Here is a 19,124-nt window from a genome sequence, read left to right as displayed (position 1 = left end):
AAAGAGCATTAAAAAATACTGAGCTATAGTTACGGAGTTGTGGATAGATAGATTTTTTTAATCTATCCATAACTCCGTAATGCTTTATTTCACATTCCCCGGAATGATTTTTGTAAATTAGCGCCAATTATGAACCATTTAGTTGCAATAAAACACCTGATATCCGGATTGGCTTTATTGGTATTGATCAGCTCCTGCTCATCATCCAGGAAAAGTACCAAACGGGTAGACGGACCACCGCCATCTTTGAGCAAACCTGCACCGGCCAAAAAACCGGAAGAAAAGACAAAAGAAGCTGCAAAAGCACCCTTTAACGTGCCGGCATTTGGTAAAGAAGTAAAGAAAGCTACTTATAACATCGCCTTCTTTGCCCCCTTATACCTGGATTCCGTTTTCGCCTCCTCCAACGATATTCCCGGCCGCACTATGCCAAGATATGTGTTACCCGGACTGGAATTCTACGAAGGCGCACAACTGGCTTTTGATACCCTGCAGCAACAGGGCTATAACCTCAAGGTGACGGTGTACGACAGCAAAGCCAAACAAAGCATACCTTCCCTGATCCGCAGCAAAGCACTGGAAGGCACTGATCTTATCATTGGTGCTGTCAGCAACCCTGAACTAAAAGAACTGAGCGACTTTGCAAAGGAAAAAGAAATAAACCTCGTTTCCGGTACCTTCCCTAACGACGCAGGTATCAGCGACAACCCGTTTTTATATATTTCCAACAGCACGCTGAAAACGCACTGCGACGCCATACAAACCTATGTACAGGACGCCTTTGCCAATAAAAACATTGTGCTGCTCCGCAGGAACACTACTTTTGAATCCAGACTGGCAGCAGATTTCAAGGCTTCCTATGAAAAAATGGAGAGCACCAAAAAGGTAAGGATTAAAGAAGTAGTATGGAACGACGCTACCACCACAGAGGAAATTTCCAAATACCTGCTGACAGACCGCACCAACGTTGTAATCGTAACTGCATTGGATGAAAACGGCGCCAAAAGCCTGCTGCGTAAGCTCAGCGTTTCTGCCACCACCTATCCTTTACAGATATTCGGAATGCCTACCTGGGATGTGATTAAACTAAAAGAGCCTGAGTTTAAAGGTTTACAGGTGTATTACTCCTCGCCTTACTATAACGACAAAACAGACGCCTACAGCCGGTATATAAGCGATTACTTCCGCAAAACATACAAAGCGCGTCCGTCTGATATGGCTTATAAAGGTTTTGACCTGACCTACTACTTTGTAAAACTGCTGCATACCAACGGTGTTTACTTTAACGGTATGGTAAGCGAATCTCCTAAAGTGATTACCAGCTATAACTTCCTGCCGGTATACCTGAAAGAAGGAGAAAAAACACCTTCCTACTTTGAAAATAAAAATATCTATATCATCCAGAAAGGGGATAGCGTAGATATAAAGATGAATAAATAGTTTCATCAGCACCTCTTTTGTATCGTGCCATGGCTCTTGTCATGGCACGATTTTTTTTGTGTATATTCAGTGATATGAATGTGTTGCAATTCACCGACAACGGCATCTACTGCCCCGCAGGCGATTTCTACATAGATCCCTGGAAACCTGTTAAGCGGGCAGTGATCACACATGCCCACGCTGATCACGCACGTTGGGGAAATGAATACTACTTATGTGAAAACGCCAGCGTTCCCTTGCTACGCCTCAGGCTGGGCAACGATATATCCGTACAGGGTGTTGCCTATGGCGAAACAATTTTTTTTAACGGCGTAAAAGTATCACTGCATCCCGCCGGACATATGATCGGCTCGGCACAGATACGGGTAGAGCAAAACGGGGAAGTATGGGTAGCAAGCGGAGATTATAAACCGGAGCATGATGGACTATCGGCCCCCTTTGAACCACTGCGTTGCCACACCTTCATCACAGAATCAACGTTTGGTTTACCCATCTATCGCTGGGCGCCCCAGCAACAACTATTCGACAACATTACCCAATGGATATACGAAAATCAGCAGGCCGGCAAAGCCAGTGTCCTCCTGGCTTACAGCCTGGGCAAAGCCCAGCGCCTGTTATATCACCTGAAAGATAAAGCGGACCATTTCCTGGTACATGGCGCCATTGCCATTCCGCATGATGTATTACTGCAGGAGGGCTGGCCATTACCACCCGTAGAAAGGATCACACCGGAAACGCCTAAGTCTGCCTTTAAAAATGCAGTAATTATAGCACCGCCTTCGGCGGAAGATAATGCCTGGATGCGCCGTTTTCATCCATACGCACTGGGCATTTGCAGCGGCTGGATGCAGGTGCGGGGAAATATGCGCCGGCGTAATGCCGATGCCGGCTTTGCGCTATCTGACCATGCCGACTGGCCGGGGCTGCTCGAAGCAGTCACCGCCACCGGCGCAGAACAGGTATATGTTACGCATGGTTTCAGCAGTGTTTTTGCCCGTTATCTTTCAGAAAAAGGCATCAATGCCAGGGAGGTAACCACCTCCTATGGCGATGAAGAAATGATTACTAATCCTGAAAATTAGCTCGTGCAACAATTTGCTCAATTGGTAAAATTATTAAGCAACAGCACCAAAACCAACGAGAAGCTGGAGGCGCTGAGCCGGTATTTTGCCACAGCCCCGGCTAAAGATAAAAGCTGGGTGCTGGCACTGTTTTCCGGCCGCCGCCCCAAACGAACGGTCAACAGCACACAGCTGAAAAACTGGTGCATGCAGGCCACCGCTATCTCCGGCTGGCTGTTTGACGAATGTTATCATACCGTTGGCGACCTGGCAGAAACCATTGCATTGCTATTACCTCCCGGTACCACTCCTCTTGCAGCACCGCTGCATTACTGGCTCGAACAATTGCAACAGCTGGAAAAAGCAGACGAAAGCACCAAACAATCTTTCATACTCAACGCCTGGAATGCCCTGGATAGCGGCGAAAGATTTGTATTTAATAAGCTCATCACCGGCGGGTTTCGCATAGGTTTATCACAGAAAATGATGGTAAATGCACTGGCAAAAACATATGATATTGAGCCAGCCACACTTTCCCATATGATCAGTGGTAACTGGGATCCCCGCAATGTAACAATAGAAGCATTACTGCATCAGCATACCACCGGCGCCGATGCTTCAAGACCCTATCCATTTTATCTCGCATATGCACTCGAAGGCGCGCCGGATGCGCTGGGCGCAGAGAAAGACTGGCAGGCGGAATGGAAGTGGGATGGCATCCGCGGACAAATCATCAAGCGGGAAAGACAACTGTTTGTATGGTCCCGGGGCGACGAACTGATCACAGAAAAATTCCCGGAATTCACCCCATTGCTGGCTATGCTGCCGGATGGCACTGTATTGGACGGAGAAATACTAACCTTTGCCAATGGTTTACCACTGCCCTTTCAAACACTACAAACAAGAATCGGCAGAAAAAATGTTACCCGCAAACAATTACAGGAAGCACCGGTGATCTTTCTCAGCTATGACCTGCTGGAATGGGAAGGCGCCGACATCCGTGAAAAGCCGCTGGCAGAGCGCCGCGCCTTACTGATACAATTGGTACAGCAAACCGGTATGTCGGTATTGCAATTATCACCGGAAATTGATTTTGATAACTGGGAACAGCTGACCCTATTACGTGGCCAATCACGTGATAAAGGCAGCGAAGGCCTGATGCTGAAAAAAAAGAGCGCCCCTTACCAGGTAGGCCGTAAACGAGGCGATTGGTGGAAATGGAAAATCGATCCGCTCACGATCGACGCAGTGATGATTTATGCACAAAAAGGCCATGGCCGCCGCTCCAATCTATATACAGACTATACCTTTGCTGTAAAGGACGGTGAACAACTGGTGCCCTTTACAAAAGCTTATTCCGGTCTTACAGACAAAGAAATAACCGAAGTGGACAACTGGATCAAACGGCACTCCCTGGAAAAATTTGGCCCGGTAAGAACAGTGCAACCGGAACTCGTATTTGAAATTGCATTTGAAGGAATTGCCAGCTCCAATCGTCACAAATCCGGTGTGGCACTTCGTTTTCCGCGTATCAACCGTTGGAGGAAAGATAAACCAGCAGCAGAAATAAATACACTTGAAGATCTGAAGGAATTATTGCGCATTAACGGCAACAACCCCGGCGCCTGATTTACCACGCCAATAAAATACCAGCAGCTGCCCAATCGCACCCAAAGCCAGTAACGCCAATACACCCAGTCCGGCGCCATACACACTCCATCCTTTTGTGGTAGCCACCTGCATCACCAAACTCACCAACGACAAGCCCAAACCACCACCCAGCGCATTGGCGGTACCATTTATACCCGAAGCCAGCCCTTGCTGCCGCTCAGGCACGGCCTGTACTGCCAGGATCGTTACGCAGGGAAAGCTAATCGCCATACCAAATGAATTGATACAGGCTATGGCGCATAAAATAAAGAAAAGTGTATAGCTGGTAAAGTAACTGCCTATAAAAAAAAGGATGCCGCAAAGCATACAGCTATTACCCAGCACACCCGTTTTTATCACGCCCAGTTTCTCAAATAAATGTGGTAATGCAAATTTGGAAATAACACCCGACAGTATGCTGAAAGGAAACAGCAGCAGCCCTGCCTGTGAAGAACTGAAATGAAGATCACGTTGCAGGTATAACGTTAACAAAAATACGTAACTGAGAAAGATGCTGCCCAGCATGAAGGCACCCATGTTTCCGGTAATAACACCGCGCAGCCTGAACAAACGGAAGTCAACTAACGGTGACGTATGTACGCGTTCACGACGTACAAAAAATACCGCCGCGCCGATAAACAAAATCAACAGGAAAAAATATTTCGTATAGTGTTGCCCGATATCACCCAGATCATGTATAAGCCAGGCTGCCAGCATCATGAGTCCGGTGATCAACAAGGCACTCAGGGTATTATTCACCTGCTTCACGGCATGCGCTTCATCGGCGGGAATATATAACGCTGCCAGCATCACAGCCAATCCTATTACAGGTACATTTATAAAAAATACCCATTGCCAGCCGAAATAATTGCTGATCAACCCGCCTATAGCAAGCCCTGTGGCAAAACCAATACCTGCCATGGCGCCAAAGATGCCCAGGGCACGGTTTCTTTCCGCTGGTATAGTAAAGGTGCAGGTAATGATAGCCATTGCGGCAGGAATGGCCAGCGCAACGCCGGCGCCCTGTAATGCCCTGCATACCAGCAACCATCCGAAAGAGCGGGAAAATCCGGCTGCCAGCGAGGCCAACACAAACATGATGGCTCCGGTCATAAACATTTTCTTTCTCCCAAGGGTATCAGCCAATCGCCCACCCAGTAATACAAGTCCTGCATAAAACAACACGTATACCGTTTGAACCCACTGAATGGCATCCGGCCCGAAATGAAAAAATAATTCCATTTGTGGAATGGCCATGTTAAGCACAGATACATCCAATGCTTCAAAGAATATCGCCATACAGGCTACCGTCAAAATAATTCGTTGCTGCTTCACGCCACAAACATATAAAATCACTCCAATAGTAATTTATTTCGAAAAAATTTGGAACAAACAGCCATTTTCAGGTAATAAAATAGAAATTTGTTCCAAATTAAGCCGACATGATCAGCAAAAAAGAACATCATACGGATACACCCCTGCATCTCGATGAAAAGGATATGGGTATCCTCCGCCTGTTGCAACAGGATGCTAAAATGACGATCCGTGATATTGCAGGTCAGCTCAACCTCAGCACCACACCGGTATATGAACGCATCCGGAAAATGGAACAGGCTGGCGTGATTAAACAATATGCCGCTATTGTTGACCCCAGGAAAATAGATAAAAGCCTCACAGTATTATGTTACATCACCCTTAAAGAGCACAATAAAAAATGCGGCAAAAAATTTATCCAGGAAATTTTAAACTTTACAGAGGTAACGGAATGTCTGAACATCTCGGGGGAATTCGACTTCATGATAAAAGTACAGGTAAAGGATATGGATGAATACCGTGAATTTTATGTAAATAAACTGGGAGAATTAGATAATCTGAGTCATACACAAAGTATATTTGTTATTTCTGTTATTAAAGCTACCCACCAGGTAGTTTTCTAGCTGATTATCTCTAAACCCTTTCTATACCTATGTTCAGGCTATACGCATTACTGTGTGCAGGATGCTGGCTGCTTTTACAAACACGTGGCAACGCTCAATCCCGGCTGTTCTCGCAGGCCATAGGCGGAGGATTGTTTGCAGGCAGCAACTACCTTGGCGGAGGACTGGTGTACTCGCCCCGGCTTAACTTTTTCTGCTTTTCTGATCATTCTGCGCTTTCAATAGGCGCCAATATTGGCCTGGGTACCACCATTAATGATAATTACAACAGTAACACCGGGGGCAATTCCACCAGTATTTTTATGACAAACGTACCATTCCTCTTAACCTGGAATTTTGGCAATGCAGCTACCAATAAGGCCTGTACAAAATGGGGATGCTTTGCAGGAGCCGGGTACGGATTTCAAAACGCTTCCCGCGGTGTGGAATATATCGACGATGAGGAAACAACCACCAACCAGGTGCATGTATCCGGACTGGTACTGAGCGCAGGGTTCCGGTTACCTGTTGAAAACCACTCATTGGGCATACGCGTTACTTACCTGTTTAATAACAACCGGTACAACCCCGACATAACTGGCATTACCGGTATTGGCATTGACTATAACATTGGCGTAAAGATCCATTGCGCCAGGTGAGCCGGCTGATAAAAATGATGGAATTTATTTTTCTGCCGGCTCCATCATATCAAATCCCACATGAAAATCCAGGTAGCCGGCTGCAGATTCCCCCGGATCAAAAATCACTACCATAGAGCAAACAGGGCGCTTGCTGCGTGTATTGGATGTTTCAAAGGCAATACCTGCTTTGGTATCTTCATATACGGCTATACGTCTTGCTTTGTTGGCAGACAGGTACGTTTGTACCAACCTTGCATCCGGATAAGCCTTCCTGATGGCCAACATGGAACTACCAGCGCCTACTCCCTTAACAGTTCTGAATCGTGGCGAATTTACACGGATCTGCTTTACGTATTGGGTATCCTGTGTGCGCATCGCCGTAAACACCGCCAGCAGATGTAAGGAATCAATCGTCTTATCTTTCTTTCTGCTATACCAGATACGCCAGGCCTTCATCATTGCTGCATCTCCTCCATCCGGCTTGCCTAATACTGCCAGGCTCTGCGCAGGCGCCTCCAGCTTGATTTGACCGATTGATTTACCGGGAACTATTAACCACGCAGTTTTCTGAGCATAGCCTGCCGATGCCAGCAGCAATGTAAAAAGGAGTATCGTGAGGTAACGCATATAACAACAATTTAAAACGTAGCGACAAAAATGCTGCCACTGTCACAGTAAAACTTCCCTGATCCGGGCCAAAAAATACTTTAATTTTGATAACATGTTACTCAAATTTCCAAAAGATCAGGACGGGCAACAGATCCTTAAAGCAGGCAATATGCACTTTGCCATGCTGAAGCAGCGCGGCATGGCCAGCAAACGCACCATTTTCCTGAAAGAAAACGTCATGATCTTTGTATTGTCGGGACACAAACTTTTGCATTTCGACCGCCATACGGCTAAAGTAGAGGCAGGTTCCCTGCTGCTGATGAAACGGGGCTTCTACGTTATGTCCGATTTTGTGGAAGGAGGACCGAATTTTAAAAGCCTGCTGATTTATTTTTCAGACGAACAACTGCGCAGATTTCTTCACAAATTCAATTATACCACACCCGCAAAAACAACAGCGGGCGATCATCTCACCTTACCCATCAATCCACTGCTGGAAGCATTCCGGGAGCAGTACCTGGCCTATTTTTCGCAGGAGCCATCCAACCTCGCGGCCTTGCTATCTGTAAAGCTGTACGAGGTATTTCTTTTATTACTGGCAACTCCGCAACAGGCATCCGTACTGGCTTTCATGCAACAGATCGTGTATGCGCAACCTTCCGATATTGCTTTTGTGGTGAAACAGCATCTATTCCAGCCACTCACATTACCTGAAATGGCGCGACTCTCCGGTCGCAGCCTGGCTTCTTTTAAACGCGACTTTCAGCAACAATACCAGATGGCTCCCCGGCGATGGATCAATGAACAAAGACTGGCTTTTGCGCAAACACTGTTGCAATCCACACAGAAACAGGTAGCCGAAATAGCCCAGGAATGCGGGTTTGAAAGCCCCTCTCATTTTATCCGCATTTTCAAACAGGTCTACGGCATCACCCCCAATAGCGAAAGAGCCAAAAAGGCTATTATCTGAGCCGTTTGCGTTATTCATGTACCTTGCCCCGGATGTAATTTTGTTGCATAAAAAAATATAGCATGCAAACATTACAGGAAAAGAATAAAGCGGTTGTAAAACGTTTCAACGAAGCATTTATCGTCAATGGCGACCTGCAGGCTTTTGCCGAAGTAGTAGCACCCGATTTTATTAACCACACCGGACCAGTGGGTAATAATGACGCCAATGCCACCCGCGATTTCATCATCAAACTACTGCGCCCTGCTTTTCCCGATATTCAGCTGGACATCTTTGACATGATTGCGGAAGATGATAAAGTGGTCACCTACAAATCCTTTACAGGCACTTTCAGTGCGCCTCTCCTTGGACAGGAACCTACCGGTAAAAAAGCTACTCTCCGGATTATCGATATTGTACAGTTAAAAGATGAGAAATACATCGCTCACTGGTCAGTACGCGATTTAATTACCACAAAATGATTTGCCAAAATATGCTTATTTTAAGCGTATGAACCGCAAACATTTTTTGTCGGCCCTCGTTACCGCAGGCGCAGGACTCCCGGCGCTGCAAACGCTTGCCGGCATAGGATCCACCGTTGTTTCAGATAAGAAAGAACCGCAGGTTCCTGCTTATCTGAAACCAGGTGACATTATCGGCATTACCTGCCCGGCCGGATATATCAGGAGAGATGAAATACAACCCGCTATCCGCATTATGGAAAGCTGGGGATTTAATATTCGTATAGGCAAAACCGTTGGTGCACGCGACTATAGTTTCGGAGGCACCGATGCGGAAAGACTGGCAGACCTCCAGGCCATGCTCAATGATGATAATATTAAAGCCATTATGTGCGGCCGCGGCGGGTACGGTACTGCGCGCATCATTGACCAGCTCGACTTTTCCAGGTTTCAGCGCAAACCCAAATGGGTGATCGGCTTTAGCGACGCCACGGTATTACATTGTCACATAGGCAGGCACTTTGGCATCGCCTCCCTCCATGCTAAAATGTGTAACAGTTTTCCCGACGATTTCAGCAGGGCCGAACCTGTTATCCAGGATACCATCATGTCTATTTACCAGGCACTCACCGGTAAAAAAATGCAGTATAGCACGGCTCCGGACAACCGCAACAGGAAGGGAAAAGCAAGAGGTATGCTCATCGGTGGCAACCTGTCTATCATCCAGAGCATGTCGGCCACTGATTCCGAAATTGATACCAATGGAAAAATATTATTCCTGGAAGAAGTAGGTGAATATCCGTATAGTCTTGACCGTATGTTGGGCACACTACAACGCTCCCATAAGCTGGATAATCTCGCCGGGCTTATCATCGGCGGGTTTAACCGTATCAAACCAGACGACCCCGGCGAAGAATTCGGCAGAACTGTGTACGATATGGTGCTGGAAAAAGTAAAGGATTTCAGCTACCCGGTTTGCTTCAACTTCCCGGTAGGACACCAGAAAAACAACTACGCCCTCAAGTGTGGTATGATGCATACCCTGAGCGTAGGCGATGATACTGTTACCCTGAAAGAATAATTACTTCACGAGGAAAGTAATGATAAATAACACCGACAGCACATACATCACAGGGCTGATACTTTTATATTGCCCTGTCAGCACTTTCAGCAATACATAGGACAACATACCAAACACGATACCTTCTGCGATACTATAACTATAGGGCATCATTACAATAGCCAGGAAAGCGGGAATGGCTTCCGTTACATCGTTAAAGTCTATTTTAGTCACCGCCCCCATCATAAGCATTCCAACAATGATAAGAGCCGGTGCAGTAGCTGCCTGCGGGATCATGGCAAACACCGGTGCAAAAAACAGGGATAACAAAAACATGATGGCAACAGTCAGCGCCGTCAACCCGGTTTTACCACCTGCTGCGATACCACTGGCACTTTCCACGTAAGCAGTTACCACGCTGGTACCCAGCAGTCCGGCTGCGGTAGTACCCACTGCGTCAGCCATCAATGCCTGCTTGGCCCGTGGCAACCGGCCATTCTCATCCAGTAAACCTGCTTTATTACATAACCCGATCAGCGTACCTACCGTATCAAAAAGATTAACCATCAATAGCGTAAACAGGATCATCACCATGTCCAGCGTAAATATTTTATCAAACTCCAGTTTAAAAGCCACCGGCGCCAGGGAGGGCGGCAAACTCACCAGGTGCCCGCTGGCCGGGAAATGCGTAATCCCCAATGGAATACCAACCACTGTAGCCGCCAGGATACCGATCAGCAAAGCGGCGTTTACATTTTTATACATCAGCACGGCACTTACAATCAAGCCTATCAGCGCAATAAGCGGCCCTATGCTGGTGATATTACCCATTTTCAGGATCACGCCATCCAGCTTCCCATCGCCTACATGATGCATCCCCGTTTCTATAATACCCGCATTGGCCATACCGATCAGCGCTATCAACAATCCAATACCCACCGAAATGGCATGTTTCAGGTTTTCCGGGATGCTGTTGATGATGGCCTCCCTTATCCTGAACATAGACAGGAAAATAAAAATGATCCCTTCCAGGAAAACTGCCGTAAGTGCAAACTGCCAGCTATATCCCATAGACGAAACAATGGTATAGGCAAAAAAAGCATTCAGGCCCATGCCGGGCGCCACGCCAATCGGCAACCTGGCATACAACGCCATCACCAGCGTGCCTATGGCCGCCGCCAGCGCAGTGGCGGTAATCAGCGCGTTGAAATCCATTCCCGTCCGGGAAAGGATGCTGGGATTCACCGCCAGTATATACGCCATCGTGGAAAAGGTTGTTAACCCTGCCAGTACTTCTTTCTTAACAGTCGTGTTGTGTTCGGAGAGCCGGAAATATTTTGCGAGCATGCTGCAAAAATAAGCGTTTCACGATTTATCATTTTATGCTAATTTCATCCCTATGCAACAACGTTCGGGTGGATGGAAAGTGATCAACAAATGGTTGGGCGAAAAAGAATTAAAGCCCTTTAAATTCCAGGAAGATGCCTGGAAAGCATACCTGCAGGGTAAATCAGGCATTGTAAACGCACCTACCGGTTTCGGCAAAACGTTTTCCCTGTTCCTCGGAACCGTGATCGCCTGGATAGATGCCCACCCGAAAGACTATACCAGCAAAACAAAAAATGGTTTACAGTTATTGTGGGTAACACCGCTCCGCGCGCTGGCCAAAGATCTGGGCAGGGCTATGGAAACTGCGTTACAGGAACTGGGCATACCCTGGCAGGTAGGCATCCGCAGCGGAGATACACCTGTGGCGCTGCGCGCCGCACAGAAAAAGCAAATGCCGGAAGTACTGATCATTACCCCGGAAAGCCTGCATTTGCTGCTGGCCCAAAAGGAATATCCCAAAGTATTTACCCACATGCACACCGTGGTGGTGGATGAGTGGCATGAGCTGATGGGCAGTAAACGCGGCGTAATGGTGGAACTGGCCCTCAGCCGCCTCAGAGGCTTGCGGAAAGAACACCTGAAAGTATGGGGTATTTCCGCTACCATCGGCAATCTCGATGAAGCCCTGGAAGTATTGCTGGGTCCTTATCATAACAACGGCATCATTATCAGGGCGCAGCTAAAAAAGAAAATTGCCCTGAAAAGCGTGATCCCGCATGAAATAGAAAACTATCCCTGGGCAGGACACCTGGGTATCAAAATGCTGCCACAGTCACTGCCCATTATCAATGATAGTCAAACCACGCTGATCTTTACCAACACCCGCTCACAATCCGAACTCTGGTACCAGGCACTGCTGCGGGAAGATCCTATGCTGGCGGGCGCACTGGCATTGCACCACGGTTCTATAGATATGGAACTGCGTATATGGGTCGAAGAAGCCTTACATAACGGTATTTTAAAAGCCGTTGTTTGTACGGCCAGCCTCGATCTGGGAGTGGATTTCCGGCCGGTCGACAGTGTTATCCAGGTAGGCAGCCCGAAAGGGGTAGCCCGTTTCCTGCAGCGGGCGGGCCGTAGCGGACATCAGCCCGGCGCCGTGAGCAAAATATTCTTTCTGCCAACACACGCCCTGGAGCTGGTGGAAGCCGCTGCCCTGAAAGCGGCGATGGAACAGGATCTTATCGAAAGCAAAATGCCGGTACTACTGGCTTACGATGTATTACTGCAATACCTGATGACACTCGCAGTATCCGATGGTTTCCATGGCAGTGAAATATGGGAAGAAGTAAGGCTGACCTTTTGTTTTCAGCATATTACGGAAGAAGACTGGCAATGGCTGCTCGCCTTCCTCACTACCGGCGGCGATGCGCTGGCCAGCTACGATGAATTCAAAAAAATAGAGCGGGAAGGTGATTTCTATATCTGCCGCAGCCGCATGATGGCCATGCGCCATCGTTTGCACATCGGCACGATTGTAAGCGATGCCATGCTGAAAGTAAAATTCATGAGCGGTGGTTATATTGGGGTTATTGAAGAAGGCTTTATTTCCCGGCTGCAACCCGGCGACTCCTTTACCCTGGCCGGCCGCAACCTGGAATATGTGCTGATAAAAGACATGACGGTACTGGTGCGTAAATCAACTTCAAAAAGATCTATTGTACCCAGTTACCAGGGCGGACGTATCCCGTTATCATCTAACCTGGGCCGCATGCTGCGGGAAAAATTCAATGAAGCGCTGTCGCGCAATACCAAAGATCCGGAACTGCTGGCATTACAACCGCTGTTTAATCTCCAGGAAGAACTATCCCATATTCCCAAAGCCAATGAGTTACTGATCGAACAGATACAGACCAAAGACGGCTATCATCTCTTTGTATATCCTTTTGAAGGACGGCTGGTACATGAAGTAATGGCGGCCCTGCTGGCCTACCGGATCAGCCGTATACAGCCCATTACATTTTCTATTGCCATGAACGACTACGGCTTTGAATTACTGTCTGATCAGCCCATCCCGCTGACCCTGGAAAATGCCAAACAGTTGTTCACCACCGAAAACCTGTTATGGGAATTGCAAACCAGCGTTAACGCCACCGAAATGGCCAGGCGCAAGTTTCGCGATATTGCCGTGATAGCCGGGCTTATATTCCAGGGCTATCCCGGGAAACACAAGGCCAACCGGCACTTGCAATCATCCGCTTCCCTGCTGTTTAATGTATTTGGCGATTATGATCCTCAAAACCTGCTGTTGAAACAAGCCTTCAATGAAGCCTTTTTTTACCAGATGGAAGAAGCCCGTTTGCGCGAAACACTGGAGCGCATTGCCATCAGCAAAATCATTATCACCTCCCCCCAGCGGCTAACGCCGTTCTGCTTCCCGATTAAAGTCGATAGTCTCCGTGATACGATGACCAGCGAAAAGCTGGAAGACCGCATCAAAAAATTGATCGTGAACGGTTAAGAATTCAATAATTTGCAGGGCATTAAAAAACAGTTGATCCAGTGGTCGGGGAAATATTTCACTTTCAGCAACAGCATTGGCACCTATTGCCCGAGCGGGCAATTTTTTGGGAAGAAGAAAAAGCGCTGATCCTTTCAGATCTGCACCTTGGGAAGGCTGCCCACTTTCGTAAGGCCGGCATTGCAGTGCCTGCAGGCATTGTACAGGAAGATCTTTTCCGTTTACAACAACTGATCACCCGTTACCTGCCCGTAAGGATCATCATTGTAGGAGATATGTTCCACAGCCGGGAAAACAATGAAGTGCAATATTTCAAAATATGGCGGCAGCAATTTGCCCATATTATCATAGACCTGGTAAAGGGTAATCACGATATTATGCCGGATACCGTGTATGAGCAATTGCAGATCGCGGTACATGATACCCTTACCCTTCGCAATATTCATTTTATCCATGAACCTTGTGAAGATAATAATGGCTATCAATACACTTTTTCCGGTCACCTGCACCCCGCCTTCGTGATGCATGGCGCCGGAAAACAACGGCTGCGTTTACCCTGCTTTTATTTTGGCCGGCATTGCGGCATTTTACCCGCTTTTGGACACTTTACCGGTTCCGCCAGTCTTGACCCCGCAGAAACAGAACCGGTGTTTGTAATCGCCGGAAAATCGATTATCCGGGCACAATGATGTTTTAGGAAGATGACCATTGCGGATCTTTTTTCCGGAGAGATGACCATCCGTCTTTTTAACAGCAGCCTGTAGCGAAACATTATTTATGAAGATTGCCTATCACGATATATATGCCCATCCTTTGCCGGAAGATCACCGTTTTCCGATGCTCAAATACGAGTTGATTCCGGCTCAGTTGTTACGGGAAGAGGTTATTATTCCCGAACAATTGTTTGCACCCGCCCCGGCCGAAGCAGCTGCTATCCTGCTAACACATACGGCCGGATACTGGCAACAGCTCACCGACCAGACCCTGTCTCCCCGCGAACAACGTAAAATCGGCTTTCCCCAATCGCCGGCGCTTACCTTACGGGAAATTGTAATTACGCAGGGCACCATCAACGTGGCGCTGCATGCGCTGGAACATGGTCTTGGTTTCAATGTGGCAGGCGGCACACATCATGCCTTTGCGGATCATGGGGAAGGGTTTTGCCTGCTGAACGATTTTGCGGTGGCTGCCAACTACCTGTTGCATCACCGGAAAATCAGCCAGGCGCTGGTGATAGATCTGGATGTACATCAGGGCAATGGCACGGCATCGCTGTTTGCCAATAACCCGCATGTATATACGTTCAGTATGCATGGCGCGCACAACTACCCCTTTCATAAAGAAGTTTCTGACTGGGATATTCCTCTCGCCGATGGCATGGATACCGCCACCTACCTCCGGCTGCTGGAACATGCGCTACCGGTACTGATTAACCGGGTAAGGCCCGACATCGTCTTTTACCTGTCTGGTGTCGACATATTGTCGACCGATAAGTTCGGCAAGCTGAAAGTAACGCAGCAGGGCTGCCGGGAGCGGGATGAGATGGTGTTCCAGGCGCTGAAAAAACATGACATCCCCTGTGCTGTAGCTATGGGAGGTGGTTACTCCACGCATATCCGCGACATCGTAAATGCACACTGCAACACGTTCAAAGCGGGGATAAGCATCTACGGGCATTAGGCCCGGGGCTAAATAATCCTGCCGTCCTTCATCACCAGTTGCCGGTCGCTCATAGGCGCCAGCTCTTCGTTATGCGTAACGATGATAAAGGTTTGCTGCAGTTTATCGCGAAGCTCCAGGAAAAGGTGGTGCAGTTCCCGGGCATTCCTGGAATCGAGGTTTCCCGTAGGCTCATCTGCCATCACTACATCCGGATCATTGATCAGGGCGCGGGCAACGGCCACTCGTTGTTGCTCACCACCGGAGAGGGCATTGGGTTTGTGTTCCAACCGCTCTTTCAGCCCCAGGGTTTCCAGCAGGAAATGAGCTTTCTCCCTGACCTGTGCTTTCCGGGCGCCGGCGATATAGCCAGGTATACATACGTTTTCAAGTGCAGTGAATTCCGGCAGCAGGTGATGGAACTGAAAAATAAAGCCAATATGACGGTTCCTGAAATCAGCCAGCGCGTTCCCTTTTAAACCCGTCAGATTGACATTATTAAGCCACACTTCACCGGCAGTAGGCGTATCAAGCGTTCCAAGGATATGCAGCAAGGTGCTTTTGCCGGCTCCGGAAGAGCCTACAATCGTAACAATCTCTCCCTTACTGACAGTAATGTCTACCCCTTTTAATATGGGTAAATTGGAATAATTTTTGGTAACATTGCGGGCGGTTAGCATAACCCAAAGAAAAGTAATTAACCGATAAAATAGTAAAAGTTGTTTATTTCAAATTAAATAATACTTTTGCGAAAAATTAAAAAGTAAAAATTTTAATAAGATGTACTGGACATTAGAATTAGCTTCATACCTGGAGGACGCTCCATGGCCAGCTACTAAAGACGAACTTATCGACTACGCCATTCGTTCCGGTGCACCGATCGAAGTAATCGAGAACCTTCAAGAGCTGGAGGATGAGGGAGAAATTTACGAGGGAATTGAAGATATCTGGTCTGATTATCCGTCGCAGGACGACTTCTTCTTTAATGAAGATGAGTATTAGCCAGCGTCGCAGCGCGCCTCCCGTTCATACTATGACAAAATATTTCTAAGCCACTTCTAGTTCGGAAGGGGCTTTTTTTTTGAGCTGCAGGCAAAAGGATAAAGCAAAAAGCTATTGAAGCGAATCACCAAAGCGATTTTATCTGCTTTAATCATTCGCTTCAATAGCTTTTTGCTTTATCCTTTCAGCTTTACGCCTATTTTTCCATCTGATCGATCACCGGTTTGGAAACGCCGGTAAAGGAGAATCCTCCATCATGAAACAGGTTCTGCATAGTCACCATCCTGGTGAGGTCTGAGAACATGGCTACTGCGTAGTTAGCGCATTCGTCTGCAGTGGCATTACCCAACGGGCTCATTTTTTCTGCATAAGACATAAAGCCATCGAAACCTTTAACACCGCCACCTGCTGTTGTTTTAACGGGAGACTGGGAGATCGTGTTTATACGTACGTGTTTGTGTGTACCATAGTGGTAACCGAAGCTGCGGGCAATTGATTCCAGCAGTGCTTTTGCATCTGCCATTTCACCGTAGTCAGGGAATACCCGCTGTGATGCGATATAAGACAATGCAATTACAGATGCCCACTCGTTCAGTGCATCCAGCTTGTAAGCTGTTTGCAGTACGCGGTGCAATGACATCGCAGAGATATCAAATGTTTTGTGATTGAAATCGTAATCCAGGTCGGTATAGCTTCTGCCCTTACGGATATTCATACCCATAGCCACAGAGTGGAGAACGAAGTCGATCTTACCGCCAAAGTGCTCCATGGATTTGTTGAACAGGTTAGTCAGATCATCCATGTTGGTAACATCCGCCGGAATTACAGGTGCTTTACAGGTTTCCGCCAGTTTGTTGATCTCACCCATACGCAGGGCAATAGGGGCGTTGGTAAGCACAATTTCAGCGCCTTCTTCCACACAACGCAGTGCAGTTCTCCAGGCAATGGACTTGTCGTCCAATGCGCCGAAGATGATACCTTTTTTCCCTTTTAATAAGTTATGAGCCATTTGGTCAAAAATTAATTTCGGCAAAAATAGTCGTTATAGTTGAAAAAAAAAGCTGTTAGCTATCAGCGATGCGCTTTTAGCAGGTGTTTACCCGCTAAAAGCCCGTCACCGAAGGCTAACAGCTGAAATCTGTGTACGGCCCCAATCGCTATATGCTGACTGCCAGCATTTCCCTGGCATTTTCCAGGGCGGCAGCAGTAGGTTTCTCTCCACTTAGCATTTGTGCAATCTTGTTCACCCTTTCTTCTTTCGACAGCAAACGCACACTGGTAGTCACTTTATCCGCTTTTGCGTCTTTATATACAAAATAATGGGCATCTGCCTTACCTGCAATCTGAGGCTGATGCGTAATACAAATGATCTGGTGGGATTTGGCCAGATCCTTCAGGATAATGCCTACCTGCCGGGCGGCTTCTCCTGAAATACCGGTATCTATCTCATCAAAGATCAGCGTTGGTAACGATACTGATTGCGCCACCAGCGATTTGATGCAAAGCATCAAACGGCTTAATTCGCCACCGGAGGCTACTTTCCCCACCGGCGCAAACTGGTTGCTCTTATTGGCATCAAATAAAAAATCAATGGTGTCCTGCCCGTAAGCATTCAGCTCTCCGGTTACAATAGCCACCTTTAACCGGGCATTGGGCATTCCCACCTGCGCCAACAGCGTATTCACATGCTTTTCAAAAGGAGCCGCCTGTTCCTGCCGCTGTGCAGTGATAACAGCCGCGGTCTTCTGCAGACTTTCTTTCAACCGGGTTTGCTCCAGTTCCAGCGCCGCCAGTTGTTCATCCAGGTTCAGCACATCTTCCACTTTAACTGCCAGCGCCTCTTTGATGGCGATCAGCTCAGCGGTGGTTTGAACACCATGTTTCTTAAACAACCGGTATCCCAATGCCATCCTTTCGTTTACGGTTTCAATGCGCTGCGCATCATACTGCACCTGGTCGTTGATACTTTCTACCTCTCCTGCGATATCCTGTAACTCCACGTAAGTAGACAACAGCCGCTCTGCGACGGCAGGCATCTCTTTATGGAAGCCTGCCAGCGCCTGCAGGGATGACTGCAGTTGTTTCAACTGTTGTAAAATAGGCTGTTCATCCTCCTTCAGCTGAAAGTAAACCCTGTTCAGCGTATTCTTAATCTCTTCCGCATGACTCAGGGTTTGCAGCTCAATTTCAAGGTCTTCTATTTCATTGGGGCTAAAACCTGCGTCAGACAGCTCATCCAGCAGGAAACGGTTATAGTCCAGTTCCTTATTGGCGCTGTCGCGGCTGTCAAACAACTGTTTGTATTTCTTTTGTACCTGTACATACTGTACAAATACCTGGTGATATTGCTGTAATACTGCCGGCTTGTTGACCAGCGCATCGATCACCTCACGCTGAAAGTCTGCATTGCCCAGGGCCAGTGTATCAAACTGCTGGTGCAGGTCTACCAGGTAGGTACTCAGTTCCGACAGCTGGGAAATATTTACCGGCGTATCATTTACAAAAGCCCTTGATTTACCCGCAGCGCTCACTTCCCTTCGTATAATGAGCTGATCTTCCAGGTCAAGTTCATGCTGCTCAAAAAAAGCCGCTACCTGGGATTTTTTCACTTTAAAAAAGCCCTCGATAATACATTTACCCGTTTTATCGAACAGCACCCCGGGATCTGCCCTTTCTCCCAGTATCAGGGAGATGGCTCCCAGGAGAATAGATTTACCGGCGCCGGTTTCACCGGTGATAACGTTGAGGTTTCCTGAAAAGTCTACTTCCAGGTGATCGATAATTGCGTAATTCTTGATCGTTAGTCGCTGTAACATAAGTAAGGAA

General features: G+C 47.6%; 18 protein-coding genes. 12 read left to right on the top strand and 6 right to left on the bottom strand.

Annotated features, from left to right (window positions below; genetic code table 11):
• The first annotated feature begins 129 nt into the window (after positions 1–129).
• From KE626_RS19625 to KE626_RS19615, 3 genes are all read left to right on the top strand, one after another.
• Entirely contained in the window at positions 130–1,440 is a 1,311-nt protein-coding gene (locus KE626_RS19625; protein ID WP_211974626.1) for an ABC transporter substrate-binding protein, read from the top strand.
• Between the two features lie 74 nt (positions 1,441–1,514).
• Positions 1,515–2,522 carry a ligase-associated DNA damage response exonuclease gene (locus KE626_RS19620; RefSeq protein WP_211974625.1) on the top strand — a complete coding sequence of 336 codons (1,008 nt, stop codon included), beginning with the start codon at positions 1,515–1,517 and terminating at the stop codon, positions 2,520–2,522.
• A gap of 3 nt (positions 2,523–2,525) precedes the next feature.
• Positions 2,526–4,130, top strand: a complete 1,605-nt coding sequence (locus tag KE626_RS19615; RefSeq protein WP_211974624.1) for an ATP-dependent DNA ligase — start codon at positions 2,526–2,528, stop codon at positions 4,128–4,130.
• Here KE626_RS19615 and KE626_RS19610 read toward each other — a convergent pair.
• Positions 4,095–5,486 (bottom strand): MFS transporter, encoded by a 1,392-nt coding sequence (locus tag KE626_RS19610; RefSeq protein ID WP_211974623.1) that lies wholly within the window; start codon positions 5,484–5,486, stop codon positions 4,095–4,097. The genes KE626_RS19615 and KE626_RS19610 overlap by 36 nt on opposite strands.
• A gap of 107 nt (positions 5,487–5,593) precedes the next feature.
• Between KE626_RS19610 and KE626_RS19605 the strand changes: the two genes are divergently transcribed.
• Positions 5,594–6,088: an Lrp/AsnC family transcriptional regulator gene (locus KE626_RS19605; protein ID WP_211974622.1), complete on the top strand. Its 495-nt coding sequence runs from the start codon at positions 5,594–5,596 to the stop codon at positions 6,086–6,088.
• A gap of 29 nt (positions 6,089–6,117) precedes the next feature.
• The gene (locus KE626_RS19600; protein WP_211974621.1) at positions 6,118–6,726 is read left to right on the top strand and encodes a hypothetical protein; all 609 of its coding nucleotides are present in this window, start codon (positions 6,118–6,120) and stop codon (positions 6,724–6,726) included.
• Between the two features lie 24 nt (positions 6,727–6,750).
• Here KE626_RS19600 and KE626_RS19595 read toward each other — a convergent pair whose 3' ends face one another.
• Complete coding sequence (locus KE626_RS19595) at positions 6,751–7,335, bottom strand: hypothetical protein (protein ID WP_211974620.1); 585 nt, start codon at positions 7,333–7,335, stop codon at positions 6,751–6,753.
• 94 nt (positions 7,336–7,429) lie between these two features.
• Here KE626_RS19595 and KE626_RS19590 point away from each other — a divergent pair, with 94 nt between their 5' ends.
• The 3 genes from KE626_RS19590 to KE626_RS19580 all read left to right on the top strand — a co-directional run bounded on the left by KE626_RS19590 (position 7,430) and on the right by KE626_RS19580 (position 9,808).
• Positions 7,430–8,287, top strand: coding sequence for an AraC family transcriptional regulator (locus tag KE626_RS19590; protein ID WP_211974619.1), 858 nt, complete (start codon positions 7,430–7,432; stop codon positions 8,285–8,287).
• A 62-nt stretch (positions 8,288–8,349) separates the two neighbouring features.
• Complete coding sequence (locus tag KE626_RS19585; RefSeq protein ID WP_211974618.1) at positions 8,350–8,748, top strand: ester cyclase; 399 nt, start codon at positions 8,350–8,352, stop codon at positions 8,746–8,748.
• A gap of 28 nt (positions 8,749–8,776) precedes the next feature.
• The gene (locus KE626_RS19580; RefSeq protein ID WP_211974617.1) at positions 8,777–9,808 is read left to right on the top strand and encodes a S66 peptidase family protein; all 1,032 of its coding nucleotides are present in this window, start codon (positions 8,777–8,779) and stop codon (positions 9,806–9,808) included.
• On the opposite strand, the gene KE626_RS19575 is transcribed toward KE626_RS19580, so the two are convergent.
• The gene (locus KE626_RS19575; protein ID WP_211974616.1) at positions 9,809–11,134 is read right to left on the bottom strand and encodes an NCS2 family permease; all 1,326 of its coding nucleotides are present in this window, start codon (positions 11,132–11,134) and stop codon (positions 9,809–9,811) included. It lies immediately after the preceding gene.
• A 52-nt stretch (positions 11,135–11,186) separates the two neighbouring features.
• Here KE626_RS19575 and KE626_RS19570 point away from each other — a divergent pair, with 52 nt between their 5' ends.
• The 3 genes from KE626_RS19570 to KE626_RS19560 all read left to right on the top strand — a co-directional run bounded on the left by KE626_RS19570 (position 11,187) and on the right by KE626_RS19560 (position 15,317).
• Positions 11,187–13,637, top strand: a complete 2,451-nt coding sequence (locus KE626_RS19570) for a ligase-associated DNA damage response DEXH box helicase (protein WP_211974615.1) — start codon at positions 11,187–11,189, stop codon at positions 13,635–13,637.
• Positions 13,638–13,678: 41 nt separating this feature from the next.
• Positions 13,679–14,326, top strand: coding sequence for a ligase-associated DNA damage response endonuclease PdeM (gene pdeM / locus KE626_RS19565; protein WP_211974614.1), 648 nt, complete (start codon positions 13,679–13,681; stop codon positions 14,324–14,326).
• A gap of 88 nt (positions 14,327–14,414) precedes the next feature.
• The gene (locus KE626_RS19560) at positions 14,415–15,317 is read left to right on the top strand and encodes a histone deacetylase family protein (RefSeq protein ID WP_211974613.1); all 903 of its coding nucleotides are present in this window, start codon (positions 14,415–14,417) and stop codon (positions 15,315–15,317) included.
• A gap of 8 nt (positions 15,318–15,325) precedes the next feature.
• On the opposite strand, the gene KE626_RS19555 is transcribed toward KE626_RS19560, so the two are convergent.
• A complete protein-coding gene (locus KE626_RS19555) occupies positions 15,326–15,976 on the bottom strand; it encodes an ABC transporter ATP-binding protein (RefSeq protein WP_211974612.1) in 651 nt (216 codons plus the stop codon).
• 100 nt (positions 15,977–16,076) lie between these two features.
• On the opposite strand from KE626_RS19555, the gene KE626_RS19550 reads away from it, so the two are divergent.
• Complete coding sequence (locus tag KE626_RS19550; protein ID WP_012794455.1) at positions 16,077–16,298, top strand: DUF2795 domain-containing protein; 222 nt, start codon at positions 16,077–16,079, stop codon at positions 16,296–16,298.
• A gap of 196 nt (positions 16,299–16,494) precedes the next feature.
• On the opposite strand, the gene KE626_RS19545 is transcribed toward KE626_RS19550, so the two are convergent.
• Together KE626_RS19545 and recN are read right to left on the bottom strand one after the other, a co-directional pair.
• On the bottom strand, positions 16,495–17,307 hold the full coding sequence (locus KE626_RS19545; RefSeq protein WP_211974611.1) for an enoyl-ACP reductase FabI: 813 nt from the start codon (positions 17,305–17,307) through the stop codon (positions 16,495–16,497).
• Positions 17,308–17,455: 148 nt separating this feature from the next.
• Entirely contained in the window at positions 17,456–19,114 is a 1,659-nt protein-coding gene (recN, locus tag KE626_RS19540) for a DNA repair protein RecN (RefSeq protein WP_211974610.1), read from the bottom strand.
• Between the last annotated feature and the right edge of the window lie 10 nt (positions 19,115–19,124).

Source organism: Chitinophaga hostae, from assembly GCF_018224885.1.
Lineage (GTDB): Bacteria > Bacteroidota > Bacteroidia > Chitinophagales > Chitinophagaceae > Chitinophaga > Chitinophaga hostae.
This window is presented reverse-complemented; position numbering and strand designations above follow the sequence as displayed.

Excerpts from the sequence above, each read along its gene's own strand:
- KE626_RS19625 (WP_211974626.1), top strand. The coding sequence starts at position 130 with ATGAACCATTTAGTTGCAATAAAACACCTGATATCCGGATTGGCTTTA.
- KE626_RS19580 (WP_211974617.1), top strand. The coding sequence starts at position 8,777 with ATGAACCGCAAACATTTTTTGTCGGCCCTCGTTACCGCAGGCGCAGGA.
- KE626_RS19600 (WP_211974621.1), top strand. The coding sequence starts at position 6,118 with ATGTTCAGGCTATACGCATTACTGTGTGCAGGATGCTGGCTGCTTTTA.
- KE626_RS19545 (WP_211974611.1), bottom strand. The coding sequence starts at position 17,307 with ATGGCTCATAACTTATTAAAAGGGAAAAAAGGTATCATCTTCGGCGCA.
- KE626_RS19555 (WP_211974612.1), bottom strand. The coding sequence starts at position 15,976 with ATGCTAACCGCCCGCAATGTTACCAAAAATTATTCCAATTTACCCATA.
- KE626_RS19570 (WP_211974615.1), top strand. The coding sequence starts at position 11,187 with ATGCAACAACGTTCGGGTGGATGGAAAGTGATCAACAAATGGTTGGGC.
- KE626_RS19585 (WP_211974618.1), top strand. The coding sequence starts at position 8,350 with ATGCAAACATTACAGGAAAAGAATAAAGCGGTTGTAAAACGTTTCAAC.
- KE626_RS19560 (WP_211974613.1), top strand. The coding sequence starts at position 14,415 with ATGAAGATTGCCTATCACGATATATATGCCCATCCTTTGCCGGAAGAT.
- KE626_RS19595 (WP_211974620.1), bottom strand. The coding sequence starts at position 7,335 with ATGCGTTACCTCACGATACTCCTTTTTACATTGCTGCTGGCATCGGCA.
- recN (WP_211974610.1), bottom strand. The coding sequence starts at position 19,114 with ATGTTACAGCGACTAACGATCAAGAATTACGCAATTATCGATCACCTG.
- KE626_RS19605 (WP_211974622.1), top strand. The coding sequence starts at position 5,594 with ATGATCAGCAAAAAAGAACATCATACGGATACACCCCTGCATCTCGAT.
- KE626_RS19590 (WP_211974619.1), top strand. The coding sequence starts at position 7,430 with ATGTTACTCAAATTTCCAAAAGATCAGGACGGGCAACAGATCCTTAAA.
- KE626_RS19550 (WP_012794455.1), top strand. The coding sequence starts at position 16,077 with ATGTACTGGACATTAGAATTAGCTTCATACCTGGAGGACGCTCCATGG.
- KE626_RS19575 (WP_211974616.1), bottom strand. The coding sequence starts at position 11,134 with ATGCTCGCAAAATATTTCCGGCTCTCCGAACACAACACGACTGTTAAG.
- KE626_RS19620 (WP_211974625.1), top strand. The coding sequence starts at position 1,515 with ATGAATGTGTTGCAATTCACCGACAACGGCATCTACTGCCCCGCAGGC.